The sequence below is a fragment of the Thioclava sp. F36-7 genome, from assembly GCF_002020075.1.
Classification (GTDB): Bacteria; Pseudomonadota; Alphaproteobacteria; order Rhodobacterales; family Rhodobacteraceae; genus Thioclava; species Thioclava sediminum.
The window spans coordinates 270212-296256 of sequence record NZ_MPZR01000006.1; the positions used below are offsets into that span (position 1 = coordinate 270212).

The following is a 26045-nucleotide window of genomic DNA, read 5'->3' on the forward strand; positions in this document are numbered from 1 at the left end:
AAATGGCAAACAGCAAACGGGATCTGTTCCTCAAGCGCCGCCTGCGCGTCCGGAACAAGCTTCGCAAGATGGCCGCTGGTCGCGCCCGTCTTTCGGTGCATCGTTCGTCGAAAAACATCAGCGTTCAGCTGATCGACGACGTGAACGGTCGCACTCTGGCCGCCGCTTCCACGCTCGAGAAGGATCTCGGTGTGGTCGGCAAGAACAACGTCGAAGCGGCAGCCAAAGTCGGCGCCGCGATCGCCGAGCGTGCGAAGAAAGCCGGTGTCGAAACCTGCTACTTCGACCGCGGTGGCTTCCTGTTCCACGGGAAGATCAAGGCACTCGCCGACGCAGCCCGCGAAGGCGGTCTGAAGTTCTAAGACTGGTGGGGGACGTTCGCGTCCCCCCGATGATCCGGGCCGCGCCCTTCGGGGCGGGGCACCTGGATTGAGACAAACGGCGTGAAACCACGCCATCACGAGAAGGAATGCCTCATGGCAGAACGTGACAACCGCCGGGGCCGCCGCGACGACCGCGACGAAAACCCGGAATTCGCCGATCGCCTCGTCGCGATCAACCGCGTGTCGAAAACCGTGAAGGGTGGTAAGCGCTTTGGCTTCGCAGCCCTCGTGGTCGTCGGCGACCAGCGTGGCCGTGTCGGCTTCGGCAAAGGCAAGGCCAAAGAGGTTCCGGAAGCGATCCGCAAAGCCACCGAGCAAGCGAAGCGCAACCTGATCCGCGTCCCGCTGCGCGATGGCCGCACGCTGCACCACGACATCGAGGGCCGTCACGGCGCTGGTAAGGTCGTGATGCGCACCGCACCGGAAGGTACCGGGATCATCGCCGGTGGTCCGATGCGTGCCGTGTTCGAGATGCTGGGCGTGAAGGACGTCGTGTCGAAATCGACCGGCACCCAGAACCCCTACAACATGATCCGTGCCACGCTGAACGGTCTGACCCGCGAAGCAAGCCCCCGTCAGGTGGCTGCGCGCCGCGGCAAGAAAGTGGCCGACATCCTCAAGAAGCCCGAGGCTGAGGCACCTGCCGAAGCCACGGAAGCGTAAGGAGAGCGATCAATGGCTACCATCGTCGTCAAGCAGATCGGTTCGCCGATCCGTCGCCCCGCCATCCAGCGTGCCACGCTAAAAGGTCTGGGTCTGGACAAGATGAACCGTACCCGTGAGCTGGAAGATACCCCGGCCGTTCGCGGTATGGTCGCGAAAATCCCGCACCTCGTCGAAATCGTCGAAGAGCGCGGCTGAGCCGACCGGTTCGTCTGAATACCGAAACGCCCCGACCGAAAGGCCGGGGCGTTTTGCATTCGTGGGGTGTGTCTTCGGAGGGCAGGGCGCCTCAGTTCCAGGCGGGGCCTCTGCCGCCGCCATAGCCGCGCCCTTGGCCGCCCATGCCGCGCCCCTGCATCTGCCCACCGCCTCCGCAGCGCTGGAAGGCGGGCAGGTGTTTGGTCTGCGAGGCATCGCGCAGGCGCGTCAGGATCTGGGTAAGCTGCGCATTCCCGGTGACCGCCGGCAGGAGCCGCCCGTCATAGAGCCCGGAATTGGCCATCTCCGCCTGCACGCCAAGCGCACAAGCCTCGGCCAAGGTGCCCGGCACCGGGGCCAGAGGCTTGGCCCCGCTCAGATAAGGGTTGGCGGGCACGGATAGCCCGTTCTGCCGCAGCACAGCGATCAGCGCCGCAGCATGGGAGATCTCGGCCCGCTCGATATTCGAGAAGGGGCGCACGGCGCCAAACCTCTCCATGATCGCCCGATAGGTGGCCTGCGCGTGATACTCGTCATCCAGCGCCGCGAGCACCGCCCTATGTTCCGCCGAGGTGAGCGCCGCTTGTGCGGGTAGGGCCGTGCCTAAAACGACCGCGATCACGGTGACTATCGCGCCAAGTCTTGTTCCAAGTGAGCTGTGAAAACGCATCGGTCTCTCCTTCCTGAGCCAACTGGAATTCATACGGCGACGTAGGACGGAATCCGGCGCCGATGTGACCGCGCGCCGCAGGCCCCGAGGCAGGCATGTCATTTCTTTAATTTTTCTTCACGAAATCCGGAACCGAATGTGACACACTGGGTTGGTTGGATATCGTTGCATCCTGCAATAGGGTGCTGCGCTTCAAGACTGAGGGACGGATCGATATGTTTGAAAAAATCATGGTTCCGGTCGACCTGCGTCATGTCGAGAAGATGGGCAAGACGTTGAAAGTCGCTTCGGAAATCGCAGCGAAACACGACGCAGAAGTTGTTTTCATAGGTGTCACTAGCCAAGAGCCGAGCGAATTCGGCCACAATGCCAAGGAATATGCCGCGAAACTGGACGATTTCGCGCAGAGCCATGCCAACGAGTTTGGGCATAAGGGGTCGTCGAAGGCAGTCATCGTGCCCGACCCGGCCGTTGATCTCGACAAGACGTTGCTGAAGACGGCTGATGATCTCGGCGCTGATCTGGTGGTGATGGCCACGCATGTGCCCAACGCGGCCAACTATCTCTTTGCGTCGCATGGCGGCCACCTCGCCGCGCACAGCGATGCGTCGGTGTTTCTCGTACGCGGATAACGCGGACCAATATAACCAATAAGGACAGGAGGACGGCATATGGCCGAACCTGAAGAAGTTCAGGGCATCCCTGCCCCCGAAGGGGACACACAACTGATCGAGACCGACTATGAGATCGGTCAAGACAACCTCGAAGGGCAGGTAGGGCCCTTCGGTTTCGACATTCACAACCCTGTTTTCATGATCTCGGCGTTGTCCATCGTGGCCTTCGTCTTCTATGCGCTGGCTCTGCCGGAGCAGGCGAGTTCGCTGTTTGGCGCGATGCGCCCGTGGCTGACCTCGACCTTCGACTGGTTCTTCATGAGCGCCGCGAACATCTTCGTCATCTTCTGCCTTGCCCTGATCGTCTCGCCCTATGGCGCAGTGCGTCTGGGTGGCACGGATGCGGAGCCGGACTTCACCTATATGGGGTGGTTCGCGATGCTTTTCGCGGCCGGTATGGGTATCGGCCTGATGTTCTTCGGCGTGCTTGAGCCGGTCTATCACATGGCGGTCTCGCAGCCTCTGGGCACGCCTTCGCCCTTCGATGCGGACGGCAACCTGATCCCGGAGAATGTCGCACGGGCCAAGGAAATGGGCCTCGCCGCGACGATCTATCACTGGGGTCTGCACCCCTGGGCGATCTATGCGGTCGTGGCGCTCGCGCTGGCGCTGTTCTCCTATAACAAGGGGCTGCCGCTGACGATCCGTTCGGCCTTCTATCCGATCTTCGGCGAGAAGGTCTGGGGCTGGACCGGCCATATCATCGACATCATCGCGGTGTTCGCGACGCTGTTCGGCCTTGCGACCTCGCTTGGCTTCGGCGCGCAGCAGGCGAATGCGGGTCTCAACCACGTCTTCGGCGTTCCGATCGACACGACGGTGCAGGTCATCCTGATCACGCTGATCACCGGCGTTGCGCTGTTCTCGGTGCTGCGCGGCCTCGATGGCGGCGTGAAGCTGCTTTCGGAGATCAACATGGGGATCGCGGCGCTGCTGCTGCTCTTCGTGCTCTTCGCGGGTCCGACGCTGATGATCTTCACCGATTTCGGTCAGGGTCTTCTGGCCTATGCGAAAGACATCATCCCGCTGTCGAACCCGATCGGGCGCACGGATGACAGCTATCGCGACGGTTGGACCGCGTTCTACTGGGCGTGGTGGATTTCCTGGTCGCCCTTCGTCGGCATGTTCATCGCCCGCGTTTCGCGTGGCCGTACCGTGCGCGAGTTCATCATCTGCGTTCTGCTGATCCCGTCGCTCGTCTGCGTGCTGTGGATGGCGGTCTTCGGTGGTGTTGCGATCGATCAGGTCATCTCGGATCCGTCCGGCTCGCTGGTGAAGGCGCAGGTCATCGATAGCTACAACCCGCCGCTGTCGCTCTTCGCGATGCTGGAGGGGCTGCCGCTGGCCTCGATCACCTCGGTCATCGCGATCGTCCTGGTCATCGTGTTCTTCGTGACCTCGTCGGACTCCGGCTCGCTCGTGATCGATACGATCACCGCAGGCGGCAAGGTCGACGCGCCGGTCCCGCAGCGTGTGTTCTGGGCCACTTTCGAGGGCGCGGTCGCGATCGTGCTGTTGATCGGCGGCGGTCTGAGCGCGCTACAGGCGATGGTCATCTCGACCGGTTTGCCCTTCACGCTGGTTCTGCTGGTGATGTGTTGGGCGATCTGGAAGGGTCTGCGGACCGAACCTCGGTAAGCTGGCCAAGCTTTGAGACAAAGGCGCGCGGGGGAAACCTCGCGCGCCTTTCGCTATGTGCAGGGCGTCTGGAAACGCGGCGCGTCTGCGTATATGACCCGGCGCATGTCTGACGGCGCGACCCAAACCTCCGCGAGCCATATCGCGATTTCCGATCTCGGCCACGATCTTGACGGTCGTCCGGTGCTGGAGGGGATTTCGCTGGAGACCCGCGCCCGGCGCATCGGCGTGGTGGGGCGCAACGGATCGGGCAAATCCACCCTGTCGCGACTGATGGCGGGGCTGATCGCGCCGAGCCGGGGCAGTCTGCGGATCAACGGGCACGATCTGGCCGCCGACCGGAAGGCCGCGCTGCGCGAGGTCGGTATCCTGTTCCAGAACCCCGATCACCAGATCATCTTTCCGACCGTGATCGAGGAGATTTCCTTTGGGCTGCGTCAGCAGGGAATGAAGAAGCCCGAGGCCGAAGCGGCGGCCGATCGCACCCTGGAGCAGTTCGGCAAGGCGGCGTGGCGCGATGCCTATGTGACGACGCTCAGCCAAGGCCAGAAGCAGCTTCTGTGCCTGATGGCAGTGAGCGCGATGGCCCCGAACCTGCTGATCCTCGACGAGCCCTTCTCCGGCCTCGACATCCCGACCAAGGCGCAGCTGGGCCGGGCGCTGACGCTCTATCGCGGGACGCTGGTGCAGGTGACGCACGACCCGCGCGAGCTGGAGCATTACGACGAAATCCTCTGGCTCGACCAAGGGCGGCTGCGGATGCATGGCGCGGCGCGCGAGGTGCTGCCCGCCTACGTCGAAGAGATGACCCGCGCGGGAGAGGCCGATGATATCGCTCAGCTCTCCCGTTAAGACAGCCGCCCATGACTGGCCTGCGGGTCTGAAACTGGCTGCGCTCTGCGTGGCGACCGTGGGCCTGTTCTATATCGAAAACCCGCTGATCCTTGCGGGCGTCGTAACGGCGATCGCGATCGCCTATACCTTGCCGGGCCGCGCCTTCCTGCGCGCGGGGCTCGCGGCTCTGAAACTGCTCTGGCCCTTCATCGTGATCGTCGCGATCTGGCAGGCGGTGATCGGCGAGCTGGTGCAGGGCGCGGTGATCGTGATGCGGATGATCTCTGCGGTGGCGCTGGCGAACCTCGTGTCGATGACGACGCGGTTGAGTGATATGATCGCGGTCGTGCGCTGGCTGACGACGCCTTTGCGTCGCTTCGGGCTGTCGACCGCCGCGCTGGAGATCGCAATCGCGCTGGTGATCCGTATGGTGCCGGTGCTGACCAACAAGGGCGGGCGCCTCACCGAGAGCTGGCGCGCCCGGGCAACCCGGCGGCCAAGCTGGCGGCTGGTGCTGCCCTTCACGCTTCTTGCGCTTGACGATGCCGACCATGTCGGCGATGCGCTACGGGCCCGGGGAGGGCTCACATCCGAGAGGGAGACTTGAGATGGAAAAGAATGTCGCGCTGATCGCGCTGTTTGCGGCCCTGATTGCAGTGCTCGCGCTGATCCCGAAAATCACGCTGGGCTTCGGGGTGCCGATCACGGCGCAGAGCCTTGGGATCATGCTGGCGGGGGCCGTGCTGGGATCGAAGCGCGGTGCGCTGGCGGTCCTGCTGTTCCTGCTGCTGGTGGCCGTGGGGCTGCCGCTGCTGGCCGGTGGTCGTGGGGGGCTTGGCGTCTTCTTCGGCCCGACGGGTGGCTTCCTGTTTAGCTGGCCGCTCGCCGCATGGCTGACCGGTTTCATCGTCGAGAAGTGGCGCTCGGTGCCGCTGGGTGCCTCGGTCTTCGTGGGGGCGATCCTTGGCGGGATCGTGCTGTCCTACGCGATGGGGATCGTCGGGCTGTCGCTGGCGCTTGGCAAAAGCCTGATCGAGAGCACCTCGCTGATGCTGGTCTTCATCCCGGGTGACATGATCAAGGCGCTGATCGTGGCTGCGCTGACGGTGTCGCTGTCGCGCGCGCGGCCTTCCAGCGTCCTGTCGCGGCACTGAGACGCGTGGCGTGGCGCTGCTTCTGATCCATACGGGCGGCACGATCGGCATGGTCGCCTCGGACGCGGGATTTGTGCCGCAGCAGGGCGTGGTCGAGGAGTTCCTCGCCACCTTGCCCGAGGGGCGCGAGGTCGAGACTCTGCGTCTCGATCCGCTGATCGACAGCGCCAATGCCACGCCCGCCGACTGGAACAGGATCGCCGAGACCATCGCCGCGCATCACGACCGCTGCGACGGTGTGATCGTGACCCACGGCACCGATACGCTGGCCTATACGGCGGGGGCTTTGTGCTTCGCGCTCGAAGGGTTGGGCAAGCCGGTGATCGTGACCGGCTCGATGCTGCCGCTGTCGGTCGAAGGCAATGACGGCGCGCGCAATCTGCGCGACGCGATCACGACGGCAGGGCAGGCGGCGCCCGGCGTCTGGGTGCAATTCGCAGGACGCCTGCTGCACGGCGCGCGGGTCCGCAAAAGCCATTCGCGTGCCTTCGACGCCTTTGCCGCTGATCCCTCCGACATCCCGCCTCGCCAGCCGGGGGAGCGCCTGACGCGCCACCCGATCCGGCCCGCCCGGATCGCCGTTCTGGCGGTGGCGCCGGGGGCGGAGGAGAGCCTTCTCGAACATGCCGCCAAGACCTGCGATGGTCTGGTGCTGCGCTGCTATGGCTCGGGAACTGCGCCCGACACGCCCGGCGTGCGCGCAGCGCTTGCCACTGCGCAAGAGCGCGCGATCCCCGTCATCGCGGTCAGCCAATGCCCCGAGGGCGGCATGGCGCTTGGCACCTATGCGGCGGGGGCTGTCCTGCGCGATCACGGGGTGATCGACGGGCGCGACATGACGCCGGAGGCGGCCTATACCAAGCTCGCCCATGTCCTCTCGCTCGACGATCCGCAGGAACGGGCCGCCCGCCTGTCCCGCGCGCTCTGCGGGGAATATACGCCCTGATCTTTGGTGCTCACGCCGGTTTTTCGGAACGTCTTCGCCCGCCTTTCCGTTAGGAGAGCGAACCCCGAAAAGGAGCACCTCCCATGGCCGAAGGCAACAACAAGCCGAAATCTTCCAATTCGAAAGCGCAAAGCCCGAAGCGGTCGCGCAAGGCCACCGGGGTCGTGCCCGTCGAACAGCTCCAGAGCCGGGTCGAGGCCTATCGCGAGCTTGCCGAGGCCTATGTGAGATACCCTTGTGTGATGCGTCCGGGCGATCTGACGGGGCTTGCGCGGCGCCTTCATGTGCGCTCGACGATCATCGAGGATCACGCGGTGCGGATCGACGAGAAGGCCGAGGGCGCGGGCGAGAAGTTCGAGGAACTGGCGGATTCGCTGTTCTCCTTCTTCCGCGGCACCTCGCTTCTGTTCCACCGCGACATGCTGGGCGAGGATGAGCGGATGCCGACGGTGCTGGCGCTCGGCGACGTTCACCCCGAGAATTTCGGGATCATGCCCAATGCCGATAACGTGCCGATCTTCGGTGTGAACGATTTCGACGACGTGCTGTACGGGCCCTTCACCTGGGATCTGAAGCGGGGGATCACGGGCTTCCTGATCGCGGCCAAGGAAGAGGGCGATCAGAAGAAAAAGCACCGCGAGAAGATCGTGCGCAAATTCGTCGAAGGCTATCGCGACGGGATGGAATTCTACGCCCGCCACGACAAGGAGGCGAGCCAGCAGATGCGCCCCGATAACAGCCCGAAGGTGATCCAGCGGATGTTCAAGAAGGCGCGCAAGAGCCGGAAGAAATGGCTCTGGGATCGCTATCTCAACGAGACCGGGCGGGGCTTCCGGGCGAATGACGAACTGACGCCGATCTCCAGCCGGATCTCGGAGTTTCAGGGCTACATCAATGACGTGGCCAAGCAGAACGGGATCGATCCGGGCGGTCGCGCGGGCGAGCTGAAGGTGAAGGATGTCTGCATCCGCCACGGGCAGGGCACGGCGTCGCTGGGGCTGCCGCGCTACTATTGCCTGATCGAAGGGCCGAGCAAGGATGCGAGCGACGATCTGATCATCGAGTTCAAGCGCGCTCGCCAATCCGCGCTGGAAGGCCTCGTGCCGGAGAATGATTTCGTCGCCGGCGACAAGGGCGACCGGATCGCGCATGGCCAGCGGGTCCACCTGGCGCAGGGCGATGTGTTCTACGGCAGCGTGGAGATCGACGAGATGAGCTTCATGTCGCGCGAGCGCGCGCCGTTCCGCGACGATATCGATCTCGACGATCTCTCGAAGAGCAGCTGGCGCGACTATGCCCATGCCTGCGGTCAGGCGCTGGCGCAGGCCCATGCGCGCTCCGACGATGCGGGCGAACTGGACTACCGGATCGAGCCGCGCATCATCGAGGCGATGCAGCCCTTCGACCTGTTCGTCGATGATCTGCTGTGTTTCGGACGCGAGGCGGTCAAGCGGCTCAAGCGCGACCACAAGTTCTTCAAGATGGATCTGAAGCGCGGCGCCTTCGACATGACGCAGAAGCACTACCGCTAGGGTCGCGCCTCTGGGCAGCGGTCGGCGCGGCGAATCTGTCGTGCTTGCGTGATCGCCTTCGTGTCGTTACTCCGCGATTATGGCGGTCAAGCGTACGACATTGATGGATGTGGCGCGGGCGGCGGGCGTGTCCCGCGCGACCGCCTCTCTCGTCATTCGCGGCTCCGATCTGGTTGCGGACAAGACGCGCGAGAAGGTCGAAAAGGTCATTGCCGAGCTCGACTACGTGCCCAATAGCGGGGCAGCCCGACTGCGCGGCCAGAAAAGCTGCACGGTCGGCGTCATCATCCCGAACCTGGTGAACAGCTTCTTCTCGGAATTCGTCGAGGGGATCGAGGCCGAGCTGGACGAGCAGGGCTATCAGGTCATGCTCGCCAGCTCGCGCGACGATCCGGAGCGGCAGTCGGGGTTGCTGCGCCGGTTGCGCGAGCACGATGCCGAAGGGATCATCCTCTTTCCCGCTGAAGGGACCGAGCCGGACACGATAGAGAAGCTGGTCGCAGCAGGCGTGCCGCTGGTGCAGGCGATGCGCCATGTCGGGCGCGATCTGAGCGATTTTGCCGGGTCCGACCACGGCCTCGCGGTGCGGCTGAGCGTGCGGCATCTGCGCGATCTCGGCCATCGGCGGATTTCCTTTGTCTCGCTCGCCGGGAAGGTGTCGACGCGGGAAGAACGTCTCGGGGCCTTCGAAGAGGAGTTGCGCGCGCAGGGGCTCGTCAATGCCGGGGTGATCGACGTGCCGCTGGAATGGGATGGTTCGCCGCAATCGGCCGCGATGCTGATGGCGCTGGAGCCGCGCCCGACTGCCGCGATCTGTTTCAACGACATCCTCGCCTCGGGTCTGCTGCGAGGGTTGTTCGACCTCGGCCTGATGCCGGGGCGCGACCTCTCGGTGGTGGGGCACGATAACCTGTCCTTCATCGATCTCGGCGCGCCGCCGCGCCTGACGACGGTGCAGGTATTCCCGCGCCAGATCGGGGCAGCCTCGGCCAAGCTGCTGCTGCGGCGGATCAAGGACCCGAGCGCAGAGCTCAAATCCGAGATCGTGACGCCCCGCCTGCGAGTGCGCGACACTACCGGCCCCGTCGACTGATCCCCGCCAAAGACCATCACGCATCCGTGATTTGCGACTCAGGATTTAGATCGTTCTAATTAGATCGATCTAAAAATGCATATGTCCAATCGTTGAGGAGCGGAGGGGCATGTGGTTACACGCAGGGGAGGCGACGTGTATCACTTCAATTTCACGCCCGTATTCGAGAATTTCGACCTGCTGCTCTATGGCGCATGGTTGACCATCCGCCTGTCTTTCGCGGCGATGATCCTGGGGTTGATCGTGTCGGTTCTGGGGGCTGCCGCGCGCACGTCGCATTCCAAGGTGCTGCACGCGATCGTTGGTGCCTATGTCGAGATCATCCGCAACACGCCTTTCCTCGTGCAGATCTTCTTTCTGTATTTCGGGCTGCCCGCGATCGGGATCTCGCTCGATCCCAATGTCGCGGCGCTGATCGCGCTGGTGATCAATGTCGGCGCCTACGGGACCGAGATTACCCGCGCCGGGATCGAATCCGTGCCCAATGGCCAGATCGAGGCCGGGCGCGCGCTGGGGCTCGGGCCGATCCAGATTTTCCGCTACGTGATCCTGAAACCGGCGCTGCGCAACGTCTATCCGGCGATGACGAGCCAGTTCATCTACCTGATGCTGACTTCGTCGGTCGTCTCGACGATCTCGGCAAACGATCTGGCCTCCATCGGCGCAGATCTGAACGCCAAGACCTTCGCCAGCTTCGAGATCTACCTCGTCGTGACCGGCATCTACCTCGTCCTTTCGCTGCTGTTCTCGGGGCTCTTCAAGCTCATCCAGAACGCCGTATTCAACTATCCTGCGAGCCGCTGACATGATCCGCCAATTCGGACCTTCCGACATCCTGTTCATCATCGAGGCCGTGCGCTGGACGCTTCTGCTGTCGGCCATCGCCTTCATCGGCGGCGCAATCGGCGGGCTGTTCGTGGCGCTCGCGCGCAGCTCCGGCTCGAAGGCGCTGCGCCGGATCAGCGCCGGGTTCATCCGCATCTTCCAGGGCACGCCGCTCCTGATGCAGCTGTTCCTGTTCTATTTTGGGCTGACCGTGCTGAACCTGCCGATCAACCCGCTTCTGGCGGCGGCGATCGCGCTGACTTTCCATGCCAGCGCCTATCTGGGCGAGATCTGGCGCGGCTCGATCGAGGCGGTGCCTTCAGGGCAGACCGAGGCCGCGACTGCGCTGTCGCTGAGCTATCGCGACCGGATGCAGCATGTGGTTCTGCCGCAGGCGGCAAGGATCGCCGTGGCCCCGACGGTCGGCTTTCTCGTGCAGCTGATCAAGGGCACCTCGCTGACCTCGATCATCGGCTTCACCGAGCTGACCCGCGCCGGTCAGATCGTCAACAACGCGACCTTCGACCCGTTCGTCGTCTTCGGGCTGGTGGCCGCGATCTACTTCATCATCTGCTGGCCGCTGTCGCTTTACGCGCGCCGGTTGGAAGGGCGGATGCGCCTCGCATTCACCCGCTGATTTTTCACCCGCTTCAGGTTTAGGAGGAGTAATCCATGAAGTTTCTCAAGACAGTTGCAACGGCGGCCCTGACGGTCGGCGCATTGATGGCAGGCCAGGCGCAGGCCACCACGCTCGATCAGGTCGAGAAGGCCGGCGTGCTCAAAGTCGGCATGCTCGTCGATTTTCCGCCCTTCGGTCTGATGGGCACCACCGGCAAGCCGGAAGGCTATGACGCCGATACCGCCAAGGCGCTCGCCGATTACCTCGGCACCAAGATCGAGATCGTGCCGGTGACCGGCCCGAACCGCATCCCCTACCTGCTCTCGGGTCAGGTCGACGTGCTGGTCGCCTCGCTGGGCATCACGCCCGAGCGCGCCAAGCGGGTCGATTTCTCGCGCCCCTATGCCGGGATCGAGATCATGGTCTACGGCAAGAAGGATGAGAAGGTTTCCAAGCCGGCTGATCTGTCGGGCGAGTCGGTCGGCGTCGTGCGCGCCTCGACGCAGGATGCGGGCGTGACCAAGGTCGCCCCCGATGACGCCACGATCCGCCGCTTCGATGACGATGCGGGTGCGGTGCAGGCGCTGCTCTCGGGTCAGGTGCCGCTGATCGGCGTTTCGAACGTCGTGGCAGCCCAGATCGAGAAGGCCGCGCCGGGTCGCTTCGACGAGAAGTTCCCGCTCTCGAGCCAGGTTCAGGGCATCGCGGTCGAGCCGGGCGCCGACAAGCTTCTGGCGAAGATCAACGAGTTCGTCGGTTCCGCGATGAAAGACGGCACGATGGACAAGATCTCCGAGCAGTGGCTCGCGACGGACATCCCCGATTTCGTCCGCAACGGCTCGGTCGAGGAAGCCGCGACGCCGAAATCGGCCACGAACTGATCTCACTTCACATCCGGCGCAGCCCCGCGCTGCGCCGGATCACCCAACAAGGCATCCCATGACACAAGCACAGCAGCCCGCCGTCGAGATGCGCGGCGTCACCAAGTTCTTCGGTGCGTTTCAGGCGCTGAAGTCAATCGATCTGACGGTCGAACAAGGGGAGCGGATCGTGGTCTGCGGTCCGTCCGGCTCCGGCAAATCGACCCTGATCCGCACGCTCAACCAGCTCGAAGAGATTCAGGACGGCAAGATCACCGTCGACGGGATCGAATTGACGGCTGGCGGCGAGAACGTCGCCAAGGTACGTCGCGATGTCGGGATGGTCTTCCAGCAATTCAACCTGTTCCCGCACCTGACTGTTCTGCAGAACTGCACGCTCGCGCCGCTCAAGACGGGACGTGCGGATAAGGCCACCGCAGAGGCGACCGCGCGCAAATATCTGGAGCGCGTGAAGATCCCCGAACAGGCCGACAAGTTTCCCGCCCAGCTCTCGGGCGGCCAGCAGCAGCGGGTCGCGATTGCGCGGGCGCTCTGCATGGAGCCGCGGATCATGCTGTTCGACGAGCCGACCTCGGCGCTCGATCCCGAGATGGTCAAGGAAGTGCTCGACACGATGATCGATCTGGCCCGCGAAGGGATGACGATGCTCTGCGTGACTCACGAAATGGATTTCGCCCGCGCCGTTGCCGACCGCGTGATCTTCATGGAGCAGGGCGCGATCATCGAAGAGGGGCCGCCGGCGGAGTTCTTCGGCAATCCGAAATCCGAGCGTCTGCGTAATTTCCTGGGGCAGATCTCATGAAGGACGAGGCCAAATCGAACCCGCCGATCCTCGCGCTGATCGAGTTGAAGCCCGCCGACATGATGGAAGCGTTCTGCGCCGAGCATCCGGTCACCCGCGATGCCGGGGCCCGCGAGGGCATCGAGGTCGTGCTGACCAGCGGCGCGCGCGGTCTCTCGGGCGCGGAGATCGCCGAATTTCCCGACCTGCGCCTGATCGCGGTCAATGGCGTGGGCACCGATGCGGTCGATCTGGATGCGGCGGCCACGCGCGGCATCCATGTGACGACGACGCCGGATGTGCTGTCGGAGGCGGTGGCCGAACTGGCGCTGGGGCTCGCGATTTCGGTGCGGCGCCGGATCGGCGAGGGCGAGCGGCTGCTGCGCTCCGGCGGTTGGTCGAACGGACAGAAACCCCGGCTGGGTCAGGCGCTGACCGGTTGCCGGGCGGGTATCCTCGGCCATGGCCGGATCGGGCGGGCGCTGGCGGATATGCTCCGCGCGCTGGGGGTCGATGTGATCTACCATGCGCGCAAGCCCCATGATGACGCCCCCGAGGCATGGCGCCCCAACGCCCGGACGCTGGCCGCCGAAAGCGATGTCCTGTTCGTCACGCTCTCGGCCACGCCCGAGACGCGGTATATCGTCGATGCGCCGGTGCTCGAGGCGCTCGGCTCCGAGGGCACTCTGGTCAATGTCGCGCGCGGCTCGGTCGTCGACAGCGCAGCGCTGGCGGCGGCCTTGCATGGCGGCACGCTGGGCTCTGCCGCGCTCGATGTGTTCGAGGTTGAACCTGCCGCGCCCGATGGGGCGGAAGACGGTCTTCTGCGCGCGCCCAATACGCTTTTCACGCCGCACATCGCTTCCGCGACGAACGAGGCGCGGCGCGCGATGGCGGAGCTGGTGATCGCCAATATCGACGCCTATCTGGCCGGAAGCCCGCTTCCGAGCCCGGTAACGCCTGCCTGACCGGAGCCTCACATGCTGGACTTTCTCTGCATCGGCGAGCCTCTCGCCGAATTCACCAACGATCCCGCAACGCCCGATCTGTTCCATCGTCGCCTCGGCGGCGACACGCTCAACGCGGCGATCTATCTCGCGCGGCTGCGGCCTGATCTGCGGGTCGGCTATCTCTCGCGGCTGGGCGAAGACGGGATGAGCCGCTGGATGCGCGACACGATTGCGCAGGAGGGTGTCGAGATCGAGGCGATCGGGGCCGAGGCCAATGGCAGCCCGGGGCTGAGCTTCATCGCCACCGATGCAACGGGCGAGCGCAGCTTCACCTATTGGCGCGATCAGGCGCCGGCGCGCCGGATGTTCGGCGCGAAAGGGGCTGAGGTCGCGGCGCTCGGTCAGGCGCGTGTCCTGCTGTTCTCCGGTATCACTCTGGCGATCCTTCCCGAGGAGGCGCGCGCGCGGCTGCTGGCGGAGCTCGATGCTCTGCGCCAGCGTGGCGTCACCGTCGCCTATGACACGAATTACCGCCCGCGGCTCTGGCGGGACCGGGCCGAGGCGGCGGAGTGGACGGAGCGCGCCTTGGCGGTGACGAGCCTCGCGCTGCCCTCGCTCGACGATCTCGCGGCCCTTTGGAACGAGGCCGATCCCGAGGCGGTCATGGCGCGCTGCGAGACACATGCGCCGGGGATGATCGTGCTGACGACAGGGGGCGGTGCGGTGCTCGCGCGCGACGCATCGGGTACGGCGCTGCGGGTCGCGCTGCCGGCGCCAGTACCGGCTGTCGACACGACTGCCGCTGGCGACAGTTTCGACGCCGCGCTTCTCTCCGCCCTGCAACGCGGCAAGCCGCTGGAGGCGGCAATTCTCAATGGCGCACGGCTCGCAAGCTGCGTCGTCCGTTATCCCGGCGCGGTCATCCCGCGCGAAGCTATGAAAGAAGAGGTTGCACATCATGCAGCGTGACCAAATCGCAAGCGCAGCAGAAGCTCTGGCCGCCGCGAATGACGGCGAGACGCTCGATGCGCTGACCCCGCTCCCGGAAAGCCCGGCGGAGGCCTATGCGGTGCAGGCCGAGAGCCTGCGCCATCTCGGTCCGGTGGGCGGCTGGAAACACGCGCTTCTGGGCGGGCGCGACCTGTCCTGCGCGCCGGTTCTGAGCCGAGCGATCCACCCGACGGGGACGACCCTTGCCGTCGCGCCCCATGTCCGACTTGAGTTGGAAATCGCGGTGCGGCTGCGCGCCGATATTTCGCCCAAGGCCAAGCCCGCCGAGATTCTGGATGCGATCGGCAGCGTTCATATCGCTTTCGAGGTGCTGCAATCGCGCTTCACCGCGCTCGAAAAGCAGCCGCCGCTGGCGCAGATGGCGGACCGATTCTCGAACCAGGCGATCATTCTGGGCGACGAGGTCCCTGATTGGCAGAGCCGCGATCTGACGCGTCTGCCGCTTGCGATCGGCACGCCGTCCGATCCGCCCACGATGGCCGCGGGCATGTCGCTCTCCGAGATCGTGTGCTTCCTCAGCTTCCTTGCCGAGCGGGCCGCCGTCATCGGGCCGGGGTTGCGGGCGGAGCATTGCATCGTCACCGGCGCGCGCATCGGCCCGCAACCTCTGCCCGCGGGCGCGGAGGTGCGTGGCGGGCTCGAGGGCTGTCAGGTTTCGATGACCACGCGGGCGCTCTGAACGCCCAAGCACGCTGTGGTTGGTCGATGGAGCAACAGGCGCGTCGTCGGGGATCGAGCGCCGCCTCGACGGCTGAGGAAAGAGCGCGGGCCTGTCACTCAGACCCGCGCCACCTTTAGCCCGCGATCAGCGCCTTGGCGCGCGCAACGATCGCATCTTTGGTGATACCGAACTCGGCATAGAGCCGCTCTGCCGGAGCCGAGGCGCCGAAGCCCGGCATGCCGATCACATCCGCCTCGCGCGCGACGTAGCGGGTCCAGCCGAAGGCCGATGCGGCCTCGACAGCGATCCTCGGCGCGGCGCCGAGAACTTCGGCGCGGTAGTCCTCGGACTGCGCGTCGAACAACTCCCAGCATGGCATCGAGACCACGGCGACATTGACGCCGTCCGCATGCAGCGCCTCTGCGGCCTCCACGGCCAGCGCCACCTCGGTCCCTGTCGCGAGAAGCGTCACATCGCGGCTCTCCCCGAAGGAGCGGATCACATAGGCGCCGCGCGCGGTCAGGTTCTCATCCCCCGGGCCTCGCAGTTGCGGTACACCTTGCCGCGACAGCACCAGCAACGACGGCGTGCCTGTCGACCGGATCGCGATATCCCACGCCTCCAGCGTCTCCACCGCATCCGCGGGCCGGAACACGTTGAGATTCGGGATCGCGCGCAGCGAGGCCAGATGTTCGACCGGCTGGTGCGTGGGGCCGTCCTCGCCGAGCCCGATCGAGTCGTGGGTCATCACATAGGTGACGCCCAGCCCCATCAGGGCCGACAGGCGGATCGCGTTGCGTGCGTAGTCCGAGAACACGAGGAACGTGCCGCCATAGGGCTTGAGGCCGCCATGCAGCGCGAGACCGTTCATCGCCGCCGCCATGCCGAACTCGCGCACACCGTAGCCGATATAGCGACCCGGTTTGGCGGCGGTGTAGGACGAGTCGACCGCAGCGACGCGCGTCAGGTTGGAGCCGGTGAGATCGGCGCTGCCGCCGATCATCGCAGGTACCGCCTTGGCGAGATGCTCCAGCGCGATCTGCGAGGCTTTGCGGGTTGCGACCGATTGCGGTTTCTCGAACAGCTCGGCGCGCGCAGTCTCGACGGCGGCGGCGTAGCCTTCGGGCAGCTTGCCCTCGACACGGGCGGTGAATTCGGCGGTCTTGCCGGAGGCGGCGAGGGCGTCCTCCCATTCCGCGCGGGCCTGCGTGCCACGGGCCCCGATGGCGGCCCAGGCTGCGGCGAGGTTCTCAGGGATGTCAAACGGCGCTGCGTCCCAACCGAGCGCCTGCTTGGCCAGCGCGCCTTCCTCGTCCCCGAGCGGTGCACCATGCGCCTTCGCGGTGCCCGCCCGGTTCGGCGAGCCGAAGCCGATCACCGTCTTCATCGCGATCAAGCTGGGCCGCGCGGTCTCGGCCTTCGCGGCCGCCATAGCCTCGTCGAGCGCCTTGGCGTCATGCCCGTCGCAGCGGATCACATGCCAGCCACAGGCCGCAAGCCGCGCCGGAACATCCTCCGAGAAGGACACCGAGGTCGGCCCGTCGATGGTGATGTCATTGTCGTCGTAAAGCAGGTTGAGCTTGCCCAGCCCGAGATGGCCCGCAAGCGAGATCGCCTCTTGTCCGATCCCTTCCTGCAGACAGCCATCGCCCAGCATCACCCATGTGCGGTGATCGACGAGGCCGGGGAACTCGGTGGCTAGCGCGCGCTCGGCCAGTGCCATGCCTACGGCGGTCGCCAAGCCCTGTCCCAGCGGACCAGTCGTCGTCTCGACGCCCTTCGCATGGCCCCATTCCGGATGACCGGCCGTGATCGACCCCCATTGCCGGAAATTGCGAATCTGGTCGCGCGTCATGTCTTCGTAGCCGGTCAGATGCAGTAGCCCGTAAAGCAGCATCGACGCATGGCCGTTCGACAGAACGAAACGGTCGCGATCGGGCCAGTCGGGGGCCGAGGCGTCGAATTTCAGATGGTTGCGAAACAGCACGGTGGCCGCGTCGGCCATGCCCATCGGCGCACCGGGATGGCCGGAATTGGCGGCATTCACCGCGTCGATGGCCAACGCCCGCAGGCAATTGGCGAGGGCGAAGTTTTCAGGGTCGATAGCGGCTTTGGCCGCGACTTGAGCGTGATCGAGCATGGGATCCTCCTATGGCGCGAACGCTAGCAGCGGTCACAGGTTCTAACAATTAAAAATCACAAAGTAACAAAAATAATGTTGAAACTAACGTGACGCATGTTATTTAACCTCAACACGACGGAGGAGCGTTCGACATGCCCGAGGTTTGGATCGGCACCAGCTGGAAGATGAACAAAACCCTGTCCGAGGCGATGGCCTGGGCGGATGGCCTCGCGGCTGCGACCCTGTCGCCGCGTATCCAGAGCTTTGTCATTCCGCCCTTCACCGCGACGCGGCAGGTCAAGGCCGCGCTGGCTGACACGCCCGCGCTGGTCGGTGCGCAGAACATGCATTGGGCCGATGCCGGCGCCTGGACGGGCGAAGTGTCCGCGCCGATGCTGGTTGATTGCGGTCTCGACATTGTGGAGCTCGGCCATTCCGAACGCCGCGCCCATTTCGGCGAGACCGACGAGACGGTCGGCCTCAAGACGGAGGCTGCGGTGCGCCACGGGCTGATCCCGCTCATCTGCATCGGCGAGACGCTCGAGGATCGCGAAGAGGGGCGGGCCGCTGAAGTGCTGGCCACGCAGGTGCGCGGTGCGCTCTCGAAGCTGTCGGAGGACCAGAAACAGGCCGAGATCTGGCTCGCCTACGAGCCGGTCTGGGCCATCGGTGAAAACGGTATTCCCGCCACGGCCGATTACGCCGATGCCCGCCAGGCCGAGATCATCGCTGTGGCGCAAGAGGTGACGGGCCGCCGCGTGCCCTGCCTCTATGGCGGCTCGGTCAATCCTGACAACTGCGCAGAGCTGATCGCCTGCCCGCATATCGACGGGCTGTTCATCGGTCGCTCTGCTTGGAACGTGGCCGGATATCTCGACATTCTCGCGCGCTGCAATGCCGCGCTGGACGCACAAGTCAAAACGGAGGAACTGTCATGAAAATCGCAGTGGCCGGCGACAGCGCCGGCGAACCGCTCGCCAAGATCCTGGCCGAATATCTCAGCCAGAACCCCGACTACGAGGTGACTGAAGCCTCGCGCACCGAGGCCGGGCCGGACGATTTCTACGCCAATCTCGCGGATCGCGTCGCATCGGGCGTCAAGGACGGAACCTACGACCGTGCGATCCTGTGCTGTGGCACCGGGATCGGGGTCTGCCTCTCGGCCAACAAGGTGCCGGGTATCCGTGCAGCCCAGACCCACGACACCTATTCGGCGGGCAAGGCGGCGACTTCGAACAACGCGCATATCATCACGATGGGTGCGCGGGTCGTGGGGGCGGAGCTCGCGAAAGACATTGCCGATGCCTTCCTGTCCTCGTCCTTCGATCCCGAGGGGAAATCGGCGGGCAACGTTCAGGCCATTGACGCGGTCGACGCCAAGTATCACACGACGGCCTGAGCGAACTCCCGAGGGTCGGGCGGTTCGCCGCCCGGTCCCAACTCACTGACGGAATTCCCACATGCTGACCTTGCCGAACGACCGTCCCTCGCAGGCGGCGTACCTGCGTGACTGCCTGCCTGCTGGCGGGCTTGGAGAGATCATCACCGCGCTGGCGGATGCCTTGCCCCCGATCGAGAAACGGCTCGCGGCGGGCCGGTTGCCCGGCGATCCGGCCGCGTCCTGCGGTCAGAACGAAAGCGGCGATGTGCAGAAGGCGCTCGATGTGGGCGCGCATGACCATATCCTTGCGGCGCTCGGCGGGCTGGGCGTGCGGCACATGCTGTCGGAAGAGGCCGAAGAGGTGGAGCTGCTCGATCCGGAGGGCCAATTCGATCTCGCGATCGATCCGATCGACGGGTCGGGCTCCATCGGTATCGGCGCGCCGCTCGGGATGCTGTTCGCGATCTATCCGACCGGTCCCGCCGATTTCCGGCGTCCGGGCTCGGAGGCGATCGCGGCTGGCTACGCCTCCTTCGGGCATTCTCTGGATTTCGGGTTCACGGCCGGGCAGGGGGTGCAGATCGCGACCTATGACGGCACGGATTTCCGCATGACAGCGCAGGATGTTCGGCTGTCGGCCAAAGCGTCGACCATCGCTTACAACGCCTCGAACGAGCGCCATTGGAGCCCGGGGCTGCAACGTTGGGCCGCCGAGTTGCGCGCCGGTGCGGATGGTTCGCGCGGGCGCGATTTCAACATGCGCTGGCTTGCGGCGGCGGTCGGTGAACTGCACCGTATCCTGCTGAAGGGCGGCGCGTTCCTTTACCCGGCGGATCGGCGCGAAGGCTATCGCGAAGGGCGGCTGCGGCTGGCCTATGAGGCGGTGCCGATCGCCTGCCTGATCGAAGCGGCGGGCGGGCACGCCACCGATGGCACCAAGCGTATCCTCGATCTCGTGCCGGAGGCGCCGCACCAGAACGTGCCGCTCGTGTTCGGCGCATCGGAAGAGGTCGACATCATCAAGACATATCTTTCGGAGGAGACCTGACCTATGGCCCGCATCACCCTGCGCCAGTTGCTCGATCACGCGGCGGAGAACGGCTATGCCGTGCCCGCGTTCAATATCTCGAACATGGAGATGGGTCTCGCGATCATGACCGCCGCGCGCGAGGCTGATGCGCCGGTGATCCTTGCCGCCTCGCGGGGCGCACGCGCCTATGCGGGGGACCGCCTGCTGGCGCGGCTGATTGACGGGCTGGTCGAGACCTTCCCCGAAGTGCCGGTCTGCATGCATCTCGATCACGGTAGCGATCTGGCCACCTGCGCCACCGCGATCCAGCATGGCTTCACCTCGGTGATGATGGACGGCTCGCTGCTGGCCGATGGCAAGACACCCGCCGATTACGCCTATAACCGCGATATCACCGCGCGCGTGGTCGAGATGGCGCATGCCTGCGGTGTCTCGGTCGAGGGTGAACTGGGCGTGCTCGGCTCGCTCGAGACCGGCATGGGCGATCAGGAAGACGGCCACGGTGCGACCGAGAAGCTCTCGGAAGAGCAGCTGCTGACCGACCCCGAAGAAGCCGAACGCTTCGTGCGTGAAACCGGCGTCGATGCGCTCGCGGTCGCGATGGGCACCAGCCACGGCGCCTACAAGTTCACCCGCCAGCCCGATGGCGACATTCTCGCGATGAATGTCATCGAAGAGATCAACCGTCGCCTGCCCAATACGCATCTGGTCATGCATGGCTCGTCCTCCGTCCCCGAGGATCTGCGGCAGATGATCAACAGCTATGGCGGCGATATGCGCCCGACCTGGGGCGTGCCGGTCGAGGAGATCCAGCGCGGCATCCGCTCGGGCGTGCGCAAGGTGAATATCGACACCGACAACCGCATGGCGATGACGGCAGGCGTGCGCAAAGTCCTTTCCGAGACGCCCGGCGAATTTGATCCGCGCAAATACCTCACCGAAGGCAAGGCGCTGATGCAGCAGCTTTGCAAGGCGCGGTTCGAAGCGTTTGGCACCGCCGGTCACGCCTCGCGCATCACGCCGCTGCCGCTGGAGGTGATGGCGGCGCGCTAAGCGTGTCCCGTCTGCAGAACACAGAAAAAGGGCGCCCGCGCGGGCGCCCTTTCTTCGTTGCGAGGTGGCGTTCTACGTGACGCCCCCGAAATCCCCACGCGCCTGTCAAAACGAAAAAGGGGGCCGCGCGGCTCCCTTTCCCAGTGTCCCGTTGCGCCGGATCAGGAGGATTGATCCAGGGTGAACGGGCCGGTGTAGGCGTCGACATTGCTCGAGTCGATCAGCATGCAGTCGAAGAGTTGCTTCTCTTCCGAGACTTCCAGCTCGCCGGTCTGGATGAAGTGATCGGCCTGACGCACGGCTTGCTCGGCGAAGATCGCGACCGGCTGCAGCACGGTGTAGGTCATCTCGCCTGCCTTGACCGCGTCGACCGCATCGGGCGAGCCGTCGAAGCCGCCGACGACCATGCCGTCGAGCTTGCCCGCTTCCTTGAGCGCGGCGATCGCACCGAGCGCCATTTCGTCGTTGCCCGAGATCACGCCGGTGATGTCCGGGTTGGCCTGCAGCATCGACTGCATTTTGGAATAGCCCTGCGTGCGGTCCCAGTTAGCCACTTCCTGCGCTTTCTTGTCGAGGTCGGGATACTGGCTCAGCACCGTCTCGAAGCCGTTCGAGCGGGTCTGCGCGTTGTTATCCGACGGGGCGCCGAACAGCTCGACATAGGAGCCTTTCTCGCCCATCGCCTCGACCCATTTCATCGCGCCGAGTGCTGCGCCCTGCGCGTTGTTCGACACCAGCTGTGCCTTGGCGAGACCCGACTGGTTGATCTCGGCGTTGACGATGAAGACCGGGATACCGGCTTCGACCGCTTTCTTCACGGCGCCGACCGAACCGTCCGCGTTCGCCGGGTCAAGGATGATCGCCTTGGCCTTGTTGGTGATTGCGGTGTCGACGAGGTTGCTCTCGGTGTTGGTGTCACCCTTGTGGGCGGAGACGTTGGCGTCATAGCCAAGCTCTTCGGCGGTCGCCTTGGCGACCTCGCCCTCGGTGTACCAGTAGGGGTTCGAGGGATCGTTGACGATGATCGAGATCAGACCGTCAGCCATCGCGGCCTGTGCCATCAACGGCATCATTGCGACGGTCGCGAGAATGGTGCGCCTGGTGAATTTCATGTTGGGTTTCCTCCCGTTGGGTTGTTGTAGATGCCGGATAGGTCCGGCGGGTATTCGGGCGCGGGACCTCCCTGTCCCGCGTCCTCGAAGTCTCAGCGCCGTGCGCGGCCGTATTGCAGGCTGTTGAGCAGCACGGCGAGCACGATCACGGCGCCCGTAAAGACGGTCTGCCAGTAGGCAGAGACGCCGATGATCACGAGCCCGTCGCTCAGAAAGCCGATGACGAAGGCGCCCAGCATCGTGCCGCGCACGTTGCCGCGCCCGCCGGTCAGGGCGGCCCCGCCGATGACGACGGCCGCGATGGCGGTCAGTTCGTAGGTGGTGCCTGCGGTGGGGCCCGCCGAGGTCAGCTGGGACGACAGCACGAGGCCCGCGATGGCGGCACAGATGCCCGATAGCACGTAGACCGAGATTTTCACGCTGCGCGTCGGCACGCCGGAGAGTTCCGCTGCGCGCTCGTTGCCGCCCGAGGCGTAGAGCCAGCGGCCGAAGGCGGTGCGCGCCAGCACGAGGCCGACCGTCAGCGCGACCAGCGCCAGCACGATCACCCCGATCGGCACCCCCGCGATGCGGTTGAAGCCGAGCCAGTCGAAGCCGGTATTGCCCAGAGCTTCCGCGCCGCCAAGGTTGTTATAGGTGAGGCCGTTGGTCATTAGCAGCGCGACACCGCGCGCCACATAGAGCATCCCCAGCGTCGCCACGAAGGCGGGCACGTTGAAGAACGCGATGAGCACGCCATTGATCAGGCCCACGAAGGCGCCCAGACAAATCGTCAGCACCACCACGGCCCAGACCGGCGGGTAGAGCACGACACCGGCGGCCGGTATCTCGACCCCCTGCATCAGGTAGCCCGCGACGACCCCGGCCAGACCCAGCGTCGAGCCCACGGACAGGTCGATGCCGCCGTTCAGGATCACCAGCAGCATGCCGATCGCCAGCAGCCCGAAGATCGCGACATGCGACGACATGATCAGGAAGTTGCCGATACTGAAATAGACCGGAGACAGGATCGAGAAGACGGCGATGATCGCGACGAGGGCGAAGAATGCGCGGCCCTCCAGAAGGATCTTGCCGATGTTCAGGCCCATGCCGCCCGATCCGGGCTTGGAATTCGTAACGTCCGCCATGTTGGCCTCCCTTAGTGGTGCACGGCTTCGCCAGAGGCGGCCATGATCTGCTCTTTGGTTGCGGTGTGATCGAACTCGGCCGCGATCCGGCCTCTGTTCATCACGATGATCCGGTGGGCGATGCTCAGGCATTCGCCGACTTCCGAGGTCGAATAGAGTACGGCCAGCCCACGCTCCTGCGCGGTGCGCGCGAGCAGCTTGAAGACCTCGGCCTTCGCGCCGATGTCGATGCCGCGCGACGGTTCGTCGAGCAGGATGACCTCGGGCCGGGTGGCGAGCATCTTGCCGATGACCACCTTTTGTTGGTTGCCGCCCGAGAGCGAGCCGATCATCGCGCCGCCGCCATCGGTTTTCACGGTCACTTCGCGGATCGAGTCGTCGATCACCTTGCGCTCGTCCTTGCGACTGGTGAACAGCCCGCGCGTGAAGGCGCCGATCGAGGAGAGCGACAGGTTCTGACCCACGGTCATCGTCTGCACGAGCCCGTCGCGCTGCCGATCCTCGGGGACGAGCACCAGCCCGGCCTCGATGCGCTCGGCGATCGACATGTGCGAGATGTCGCGCCCGTGCAGCTTCACCGCGCCGCTTTTCGCGCGCAGACGCCCGGCGGCGCATTCCATCATTTCGGTGCGCCCGGCGCCCATCAGCCCGTAGATGCAGACGATCTCGCCTGCGCGCACGCTCAGGCTCATGTGGTCGACCACCAGCCCGTGACCCGACGGGTCGGGGACGCAGAGATCTTCGACGATCAGCGAGGGCTCGCCCATCTTGCTGTCGGGAGGCGTGCCGAGGTCGAACCCTTCGCCGACCATGTTGCGCACGATCCATTCGAGGTCGATCTCGTTGCGTGGCGCGTAGGCGGTCATTTCGCCATCGCGCAGCACCACCGCGTGATCGGTCACTTCCAGCGCCTCTTCGAGGTGGTGCGAGATATAGACGATGCTGACGCCCTTCGCGGTGAGGTCGTTGATCACCTTGAACAGCACTTCCACTTCCGAGGCCGACAGCGCCGAGGTCGGCTCGTCCATGATCAGGATGCGGCTTTTGGCCTGAAGGGCGCGCGCGATCTCGACGATCTGCTGCTGCCCGAGACGCAATTCCTCCACCGGGGTGAGGGGGTCGATCTCTTCTTCCAGCTCTTCCATCAGCGCGCGGGTGACCCGCTCTTCCTCGGCGAAATCGACGCCGCGGCGGGTGCGGATTTCGCGCCCCATGAAGATGTTGTCGCGCACGTTCAGGTTCGGCGCGAGCGCGAGTTCCTGGTGGATGATCGAGATGCCCTGCGCCAGCGCGTCATTCGCGCCGTTGAAGGTCACCGGTTCGCCGTCGAGCAGAATCTGCCCCGAGGTTGGCGTCACGATGCCGGCAAGGATCTTCATCAGCGTCGATTTGCCCGCGCCGTTCTCGCCGAACAGCGTCGTCACCTGACCGCGATGGATGTCGAAATTCACGCCCTTGAGCGCTTTCACCGCACCGTAATGCTTGGCGACGTGGCGGGCCGACATGACGACCTCGCCGGTCCCTCGCGGCGCCTCGGGGCGGATGCTTTGCTGCACGGTCATTGGACTTTCACCTCGACCGGCGTGATCAGCCACATTTTCGGATTGATCAGCTTGAAGGCACCGGTGACGGTCACCGTCTTGCCGGTCAGGTTGGAGGTGTCGATCCCGTCGAGCACCTCGGCCTTCATCGCGCGGTTAATGCCCGCGCCCGCATCCTGGTATTCGATCTGGTTCTTGAAGGCGCCGAAGGAGATGTCGCCGGGGGCGTCGCGCAGGTCGGTGCCGTTGATCGCGGGGCCGGTCTGGACGCGGATGCGCACGTTGTCGAGCCCATCGACATTGATATCGTAAATGCCCGATTTGCCTTCGCCGACGGTGCCGGTCACGCGCACGGGCAGCACAGGCATCGCGCCGCCGGTGCCGTATTTCTTGGCGGCTGCGGATTTGTCCTCGGCCAGTGCGGCGGCGAGCGTCTTGGCGTCGACGGCGCGCTTGCTCACATCGTCGCGGATGCGGGGGAATTCCTTGGTGCCGTAGGCATCGGGCGAGAACCCGTCGACGCGGGTGTCCTGCTCGGAGCCGATGGTGACGACGGTGGTGTCGAGCCCGATCGCGACGAGGGTGCACAGCGCCACGGCGCCGACAATGACGCCCCGCCGGCCGATACGCGGTTTCATGGAAATATCGGTGGCATTCATGGCCTGTCGCTCCTCCCCTCGGGCCCCGGCGGGGCCTGTTGATCCTGTGTCGGGAGATGTTGACCCGGGCGCCAAAAGACACCGGCTCGCTCGATCCCGGCGCGCTTGAGACCAGCACCTGTCGCGCGCCGCGCGGGCGGCGTCGTCAGGGTGCGTGTCGCGGCTGAGATCTCGCGCGGCCTATCCAAGGTGCAGACCGCCATCCTCCCGTTTCGCAAGACGAATCGTGCCGATGCCCGTTCCGCCTGCCACTCGCCGAATCCACTGAATTTGCCAGCCTTTTCCTCCGTTTGGCAGGCAGTGGCGTTCGGTTCGTGCTGATCACCATACCTGAAAAAAATTACAAAGAAAGAAAAAAAATACACTCGACATGTGGTCGGGCTTGGGTATGCTTGACGCGTCTCGAGGGCAGATTTGTCCCCGAGAAGACCGCATTGGCTGGAGGGGCCGCGGTCGCAAATCAAGGGAGGAGGTCGCATGGCACAAGCGCCTTGCGTGGCTCGCCAT

Annotated in this window: 28 protein-coding genes; 22 read left to right on the forward strand and 6 right to left on the reverse strand. The window is 65.0% G+C overall.

The window, feature by feature from the left end; genetic code table 11:
* Window positions 1-2 precede the first annotated feature (2 nt).
* The 3 genes from rplR to rpmD all read left to right on the forward strand — a co-directional run bounded on the left by rplR (window position 3) and on the right by rpmD (window position 1244).
* On the forward strand, window positions 3-362 hold the full coding sequence (rplR, locus tag BMI89_RS13280) for a 50S ribosomal protein L18 (RefSeq protein ID WP_075773856.1): 360 nt from the start codon (window positions 3-5) through the stop codon (window positions 360-362).
* 114 nt (window positions 363-476) lie between these two features.
* Window positions 477-1046: a 30S ribosomal protein S5 gene (rpsE, locus tag BMI89_RS13285; protein WP_075773857.1), complete on the forward strand. Its 570-nt coding sequence runs from the start codon at window positions 477-479 to the stop codon at window positions 1044-1046.
* Between the two features lie 12 nt (window positions 1047-1058).
* Complete coding sequence (rpmD, locus tag BMI89_RS13290; RefSeq protein WP_075773858.1) at window positions 1059-1244, forward strand: 50S ribosomal protein L30; 186 nt, start codon at window positions 1059-1061, stop codon at window positions 1242-1244.
* A gap of 91 nt (window positions 1245-1335) precedes the next feature.
* Here rpmD and BMI89_RS13295 read toward each other — a convergent pair whose 3' ends face one another.
* Window positions 1336-1914: a hypothetical protein gene (locus tag BMI89_RS13295; protein WP_210402158.1), complete on the reverse strand. Its 579-nt coding sequence runs from the start codon at window positions 1912-1914 to the stop codon at window positions 1336-1338.
* 215 nt (window positions 1915-2129) lie between these two features.
* Between BMI89_RS13295 and BMI89_RS13300 the strand changes: the two genes are divergently transcribed.
* The 15 genes from BMI89_RS13300 (at window position 2130) to BMI89_RS13370 (ending at window position 15531) form a co-directional block, all read left to right on the forward strand.
* Window positions 2130-2546 carry a universal stress protein gene (locus BMI89_RS13300; protein ID WP_078521656.1) on the forward strand — a complete coding sequence of 139 codons (417 nt, stop codon included), beginning with the start codon at window positions 2130-2132 and terminating at the stop codon, window positions 2544-2546.
* Window positions 2547-2585: 39 nt separating this feature from the next.
* On the forward strand, window positions 2586-4226 hold the full coding sequence (locus BMI89_RS13305; protein ID WP_078521273.1) for a BCCT family transporter: 1641 nt from the start codon (window positions 2586-2588) through the stop codon (window positions 4224-4226).
* A 105-nt stretch (window positions 4227-4331) separates the two neighbouring features.
* A complete protein-coding gene (locus tag BMI89_RS13310; protein ID WP_246832027.1) occupies window positions 4332-5078 on the forward strand; it encodes an ABC transporter ATP-binding protein in 747 nt (248 codons plus the stop codon).
* Window positions 5053-5667 (forward strand): energy-coupling factor transporter transmembrane protein EcfT, encoded by a 615-nt coding sequence (locus BMI89_RS13315; protein ID WP_078571268.1) that lies wholly within the window; start codon window positions 5053-5055, stop codon window positions 5665-5667. Before BMI89_RS13310 ends, BMI89_RS13315 begins: the two co-directional genes overlap by 26 nt.
* 1 nt (window position 5668) lies before the next feature.
* Window positions 5669-6214 (forward strand): biotin transporter BioY, encoded by a 546-nt coding sequence (locus tag BMI89_RS13320; RefSeq protein WP_078542375.1) that lies wholly within the window; start codon window positions 5669-5671, stop codon window positions 6212-6214.
* Window positions 6215-6224: 10 nt separating this feature from the next.
* Window positions 6225-7160: an asparaginase gene (locus tag BMI89_RS13325; protein WP_078571269.1), complete on the forward strand. Its 936-nt coding sequence runs from the start codon at window positions 6225-6227 to the stop codon at window positions 7158-7160.
* Window positions 7161-7243: 83 nt separating this feature from the next.
* On the forward strand, window positions 7244-8692 hold the full coding sequence (locus tag BMI89_RS13330; RefSeq protein ID WP_078571270.1) for a DUF2252 family protein: 1449 nt from the start codon (window positions 7244-7246) through the stop codon (window positions 8690-8692).
* Between the two features lie 103 nt (window positions 8693-8795).
* The gene (locus BMI89_RS13335; protein ID WP_281478296.1) at window positions 8796-9785 is read left to right on the forward strand and encodes a LacI family DNA-binding transcriptional regulator; all 990 of its coding nucleotides are present in this window, start codon (window positions 8796-8798) and stop codon (window positions 9783-9785) included.
* Between the two features lie 135 nt (window positions 9786-9920).
* On the forward strand, window positions 9921-10589 hold the full coding sequence (locus BMI89_RS13340) for an amino acid ABC transporter permease (protein WP_078521258.1): 669 nt from the start codon (window positions 9921-9923) through the stop codon (window positions 10587-10589).
* A gap of 1 nt (window position 10590) precedes the next feature.
* A complete protein-coding gene (locus BMI89_RS13345; protein WP_078521256.1) occupies window positions 10591-11247 on the forward strand; it encodes an amino acid ABC transporter permease in 657 nt (218 codons plus the stop codon).
* Window positions 11248-11282: 35 nt separating this feature from the next.
* Window positions 11283-12110, forward strand: coding sequence for a transporter substrate-binding domain-containing protein (locus BMI89_RS13350; RefSeq protein ID WP_078571272.1), 828 nt, complete (start codon window positions 11283-11285; stop codon window positions 12108-12110).
* Window positions 12111-12168: 58 nt separating this feature from the next.
* Entirely contained in the window at window positions 12169-12912 is a 744-nt protein-coding gene (locus tag BMI89_RS13355) for an amino acid ABC transporter ATP-binding protein (protein WP_078542369.1), read from the forward strand.
* Entirely contained in the window at window positions 12909-13859 is a 951-nt protein-coding gene (locus BMI89_RS13360) for an NAD(P)-dependent oxidoreductase (RefSeq protein ID WP_078571273.1), read from the forward strand. The genes BMI89_RS13355 and BMI89_RS13360 overlap by 4 nt, the downstream gene beginning before the upstream one ends.
* Before the next feature lie 12 nt (window positions 13860-13871).
* Window positions 13872-14810 carry a sugar kinase gene (locus BMI89_RS13365; RefSeq protein ID WP_246832029.1) on the forward strand — a complete coding sequence of 313 codons (939 nt, stop codon included), beginning with the start codon at window positions 13872-13874 and terminating at the stop codon, window positions 14808-14810.
* Complete coding sequence (locus BMI89_RS13370; protein ID WP_078571274.1) at window positions 14800-15531, forward strand: hypothetical protein; 732 nt, start codon at window positions 14800-14802, stop codon at window positions 15529-15531. The genes BMI89_RS13365 and BMI89_RS13370 overlap by 11 nt, the downstream gene beginning before the upstream one ends.
* Before the next feature lie 115 nt (window positions 15532-15646).
* On the opposite strand, the gene tkt is transcribed toward BMI89_RS13370, so the two are convergent.
* Window positions 15647-17653, reverse strand: coding sequence for a transketolase (gene tkt / locus BMI89_RS13375; protein ID WP_078571275.1), 2007 nt, complete (start codon window positions 17651-17653; stop codon window positions 15647-15649).
* Window positions 17654-17787: 134 nt separating this feature from the next.
* Between tkt and BMI89_RS13380 the strand changes: the two genes are divergently transcribed.
* From BMI89_RS13380 to fba, 4 genes are all read left to right on the forward strand, one after another.
* Window positions 17788-18573: a triose-phosphate isomerase gene (locus BMI89_RS13380; RefSeq protein ID WP_078571277.1), complete on the forward strand. Its 786-nt coding sequence runs from the start codon at window positions 17788-17790 to the stop codon at window positions 18571-18573.
* On the forward strand, window positions 18570-19034 hold the full coding sequence (locus BMI89_RS13385; protein ID WP_075777653.1) for an RpiB/LacA/LacB family sugar-phosphate isomerase: 465 nt from the start codon (window positions 18570-18572) through the stop codon (window positions 19032-19034). Before BMI89_RS13380 ends, BMI89_RS13385 begins: the two co-directional genes overlap by 4 nt.
* Before the next feature lie 61 nt (window positions 19035-19095).
* Window positions 19096-20064 carry a class 1 fructose-bisphosphatase gene (locus tag BMI89_RS13390; RefSeq protein ID WP_078571278.1) on the forward strand — a complete coding sequence of 323 codons (969 nt, stop codon included), beginning with the start codon at window positions 19096-19098 and terminating at the stop codon, window positions 20062-20064.
* A 3-nt stretch (window positions 20065-20067) separates the two neighbouring features.
* Window positions 20068-21099 (forward strand): class II fructose-bisphosphate aldolase, encoded by a 1032-nt coding sequence (gene fba / locus BMI89_RS13395; RefSeq protein ID WP_078571280.1) that lies wholly within the window; start codon window positions 20068-20070, stop codon window positions 21097-21099.
* A gap of 161 nt (window positions 21100-21260) precedes the next feature.
* On the opposite strand, the gene BMI89_RS13400 is transcribed toward fba, so the two are convergent.
* The 4 genes from BMI89_RS13400 to BMI89_RS13415 all read right to left on the reverse strand — a co-directional run bounded on the left by BMI89_RS13400 (window position 21261) and on the right by BMI89_RS13415 (window position 25538).
* Window positions 21261-22211, reverse strand: coding sequence for a D-ribose ABC transporter substrate-binding protein (locus BMI89_RS13400; RefSeq protein ID WP_078571281.1), 951 nt, complete (start codon window positions 22209-22211; stop codon window positions 21261-21263).
* A 92-nt stretch (window positions 22212-22303) separates the two neighbouring features.
* On the reverse strand, window positions 22304-23338 hold the full coding sequence (locus tag BMI89_RS13405; RefSeq protein WP_078521234.1) for an ABC transporter permease: 1035 nt from the start codon (window positions 23336-23338) through the stop codon (window positions 22304-22306).
* 11 nt (window positions 23339-23349) lie between these two features.
* Window positions 23350-24900 (reverse strand): sugar ABC transporter ATP-binding protein, encoded by a 1551-nt coding sequence (locus BMI89_RS13410; protein ID WP_078571283.1) that lies wholly within the window; start codon window positions 24898-24900, stop codon window positions 23350-23352.
* Window positions 24897-25538, reverse strand: a complete 642-nt coding sequence (locus BMI89_RS13415) for a DUF2291 domain-containing protein (RefSeq protein WP_078571284.1) — start codon at window positions 25536-25538, stop codon at window positions 24897-24899. The genes BMI89_RS13410 and BMI89_RS13415 overlap by 4 nt, the downstream gene beginning before the upstream one ends.
* Window positions 25539-26045: the final 507 nt, after the last annotated feature.

Coding starts and splice junctions, on each gene's coding strand:
- BMI89_RS13410 (WP_078571283.1), bottom strand. CDS start 24,900: ATGACCGTGCAGCAAAGCATCCGCCCCGAGGCGCCGCGAGGGACCGGC.
- BMI89_RS13360 (WP_078571273.1), top strand. CDS start 12,909: ATGAAGGACGAGGCCAAATCGAACCCGCCGATCCTCGCGCTGATCGAG.
- BMI89_RS13380 (WP_078571277.1), top strand. CDS start 17,788: ATGCCCGAGGTTTGGATCGGCACCAGCTGGAAGATGAACAAAACCCTG.
- BMI89_RS13355 (WP_078542369.1), top strand. CDS start 12,169: ATGACACAAGCACAGCAGCCCGCCGTCGAGATGCGCGGCGTCACCAAG.
- rpsE (WP_075773857.1), top strand. CDS start 477: ATGGCAGAACGTGACAACCGCCGGGGCCGCCGCGACGACCGCGACGAA.
- BMI89_RS13365 (WP_246832029.1), top strand. CDS start 13,872: ATGCTGGACTTTCTCTGCATCGGCGAGCCTCTCGCCGAATTCACCAAC.
- fba (WP_078571280.1), top strand. CDS start 20,068: ATGGCCCGCATCACCCTGCGCCAGTTGCTCGATCACGCGGCGGAGAAC.
- BMI89_RS13320 (WP_078542375.1), top strand. CDS start 5,669: ATGGAAAAGAATGTCGCGCTGATCGCGCTGTTTGCGGCCCTGATTGCA.
- rpmD (WP_075773858.1), top strand. CDS start 1,059: ATGGCTACCATCGTCGTCAAGCAGATCGGTTCGCCGATCCGTCGCCCC.
- BMI89_RS13415 (WP_078571284.1), bottom strand. CDS start 25,538: ATGAATGCCACCGATATTTCCATGAAACCGCGTATCGGCCGGCGGGGC.
- BMI89_RS13400 (WP_078571281.1), bottom strand. CDS start 22,211: ATGAAATTCACCAGGCGCACCATTCTCGCGACCGTCGCAATGATGCCG.
- BMI89_RS13385 (WP_075777653.1), top strand. CDS start 18,570: ATGAAAATCGCAGTGGCCGGCGACAGCGCCGGCGAACCGCTCGCCAAG.
- BMI89_RS13370 (WP_078571274.1), top strand. CDS start 14,800: ATGCAGCGTGACCAAATCGCAAGCGCAGCAGAAGCTCTGGCCGCCGCG.
- BMI89_RS13335 (WP_281478296.1), top strand. CDS start 8,796: ATGGATGTGGCGCGGGCGGCGGGCGTGTCCCGCGCGACCGCCTCTCTC.
- BMI89_RS13405 (WP_078521234.1), bottom strand. CDS start 23,338: ATGGCGGACGTTACGAATTCCAAGCCCGGATCGGGCGGCATGGGCCTG.
- BMI89_RS13295 (WP_210402158.1), bottom strand. CDS start 1,914: ATGCGTTTTCACAGCTCACTTGGAACAAGACTTGGCGCGATAGTCACC.
- tkt (WP_078571275.1), bottom strand. CDS start 17,653: ATGCTCGATCACGCTCAAGTCGCGGCCAAAGCCGCTATCGACCCTGAA.
- BMI89_RS13350 (WP_078571272.1), top strand. CDS start 11,283: ATGAAGTTTCTCAAGACAGTTGCAACGGCGGCCCTGACGGTCGGCGCA.
- BMI89_RS13345 (WP_078521256.1), top strand. CDS start 10,591: ATGATCCGCCAATTCGGACCTTCCGACATCCTGTTCATCATCGAGGCC.
- BMI89_RS13315 (WP_078571268.1), top strand. CDS start 5,053: ATGATATCGCTCAGCTCTCCCGTTAAGACAGCCGCCCATGACTGGCCT.
- BMI89_RS13305 (WP_078521273.1), top strand. CDS start 2,586: ATGGCCGAACCTGAAGAAGTTCAGGGCATCCCTGCCCCCGAAGGGGAC.
- BMI89_RS13300 (WP_078521656.1), top strand. CDS start 2,130: ATGTTTGAAAAAATCATGGTTCCGGTCGACCTGCGTCATGTCGAGAAG.
- BMI89_RS13310 (WP_246832027.1), top strand. CDS start 4,332: ATGTCTGACGGCGCGACCCAAACCTCCGCGAGCCATATCGCGATTTCC.
- BMI89_RS13390 (WP_078571278.1), top strand. CDS start 19,096: ATGCTGACCTTGCCGAACGACCGTCCCTCGCAGGCGGCGTACCTGCGT.
- BMI89_RS13330 (WP_078571270.1), top strand. CDS start 7,244: ATGGCCGAAGGCAACAACAAGCCGAAATCTTCCAATTCGAAAGCGCAA.
- rplR (WP_075773856.1), top strand. CDS start 3: ATGGCAAACAGCAAACGGGATCTGTTCCTCAAGCGCCGCCTGCGCGTC.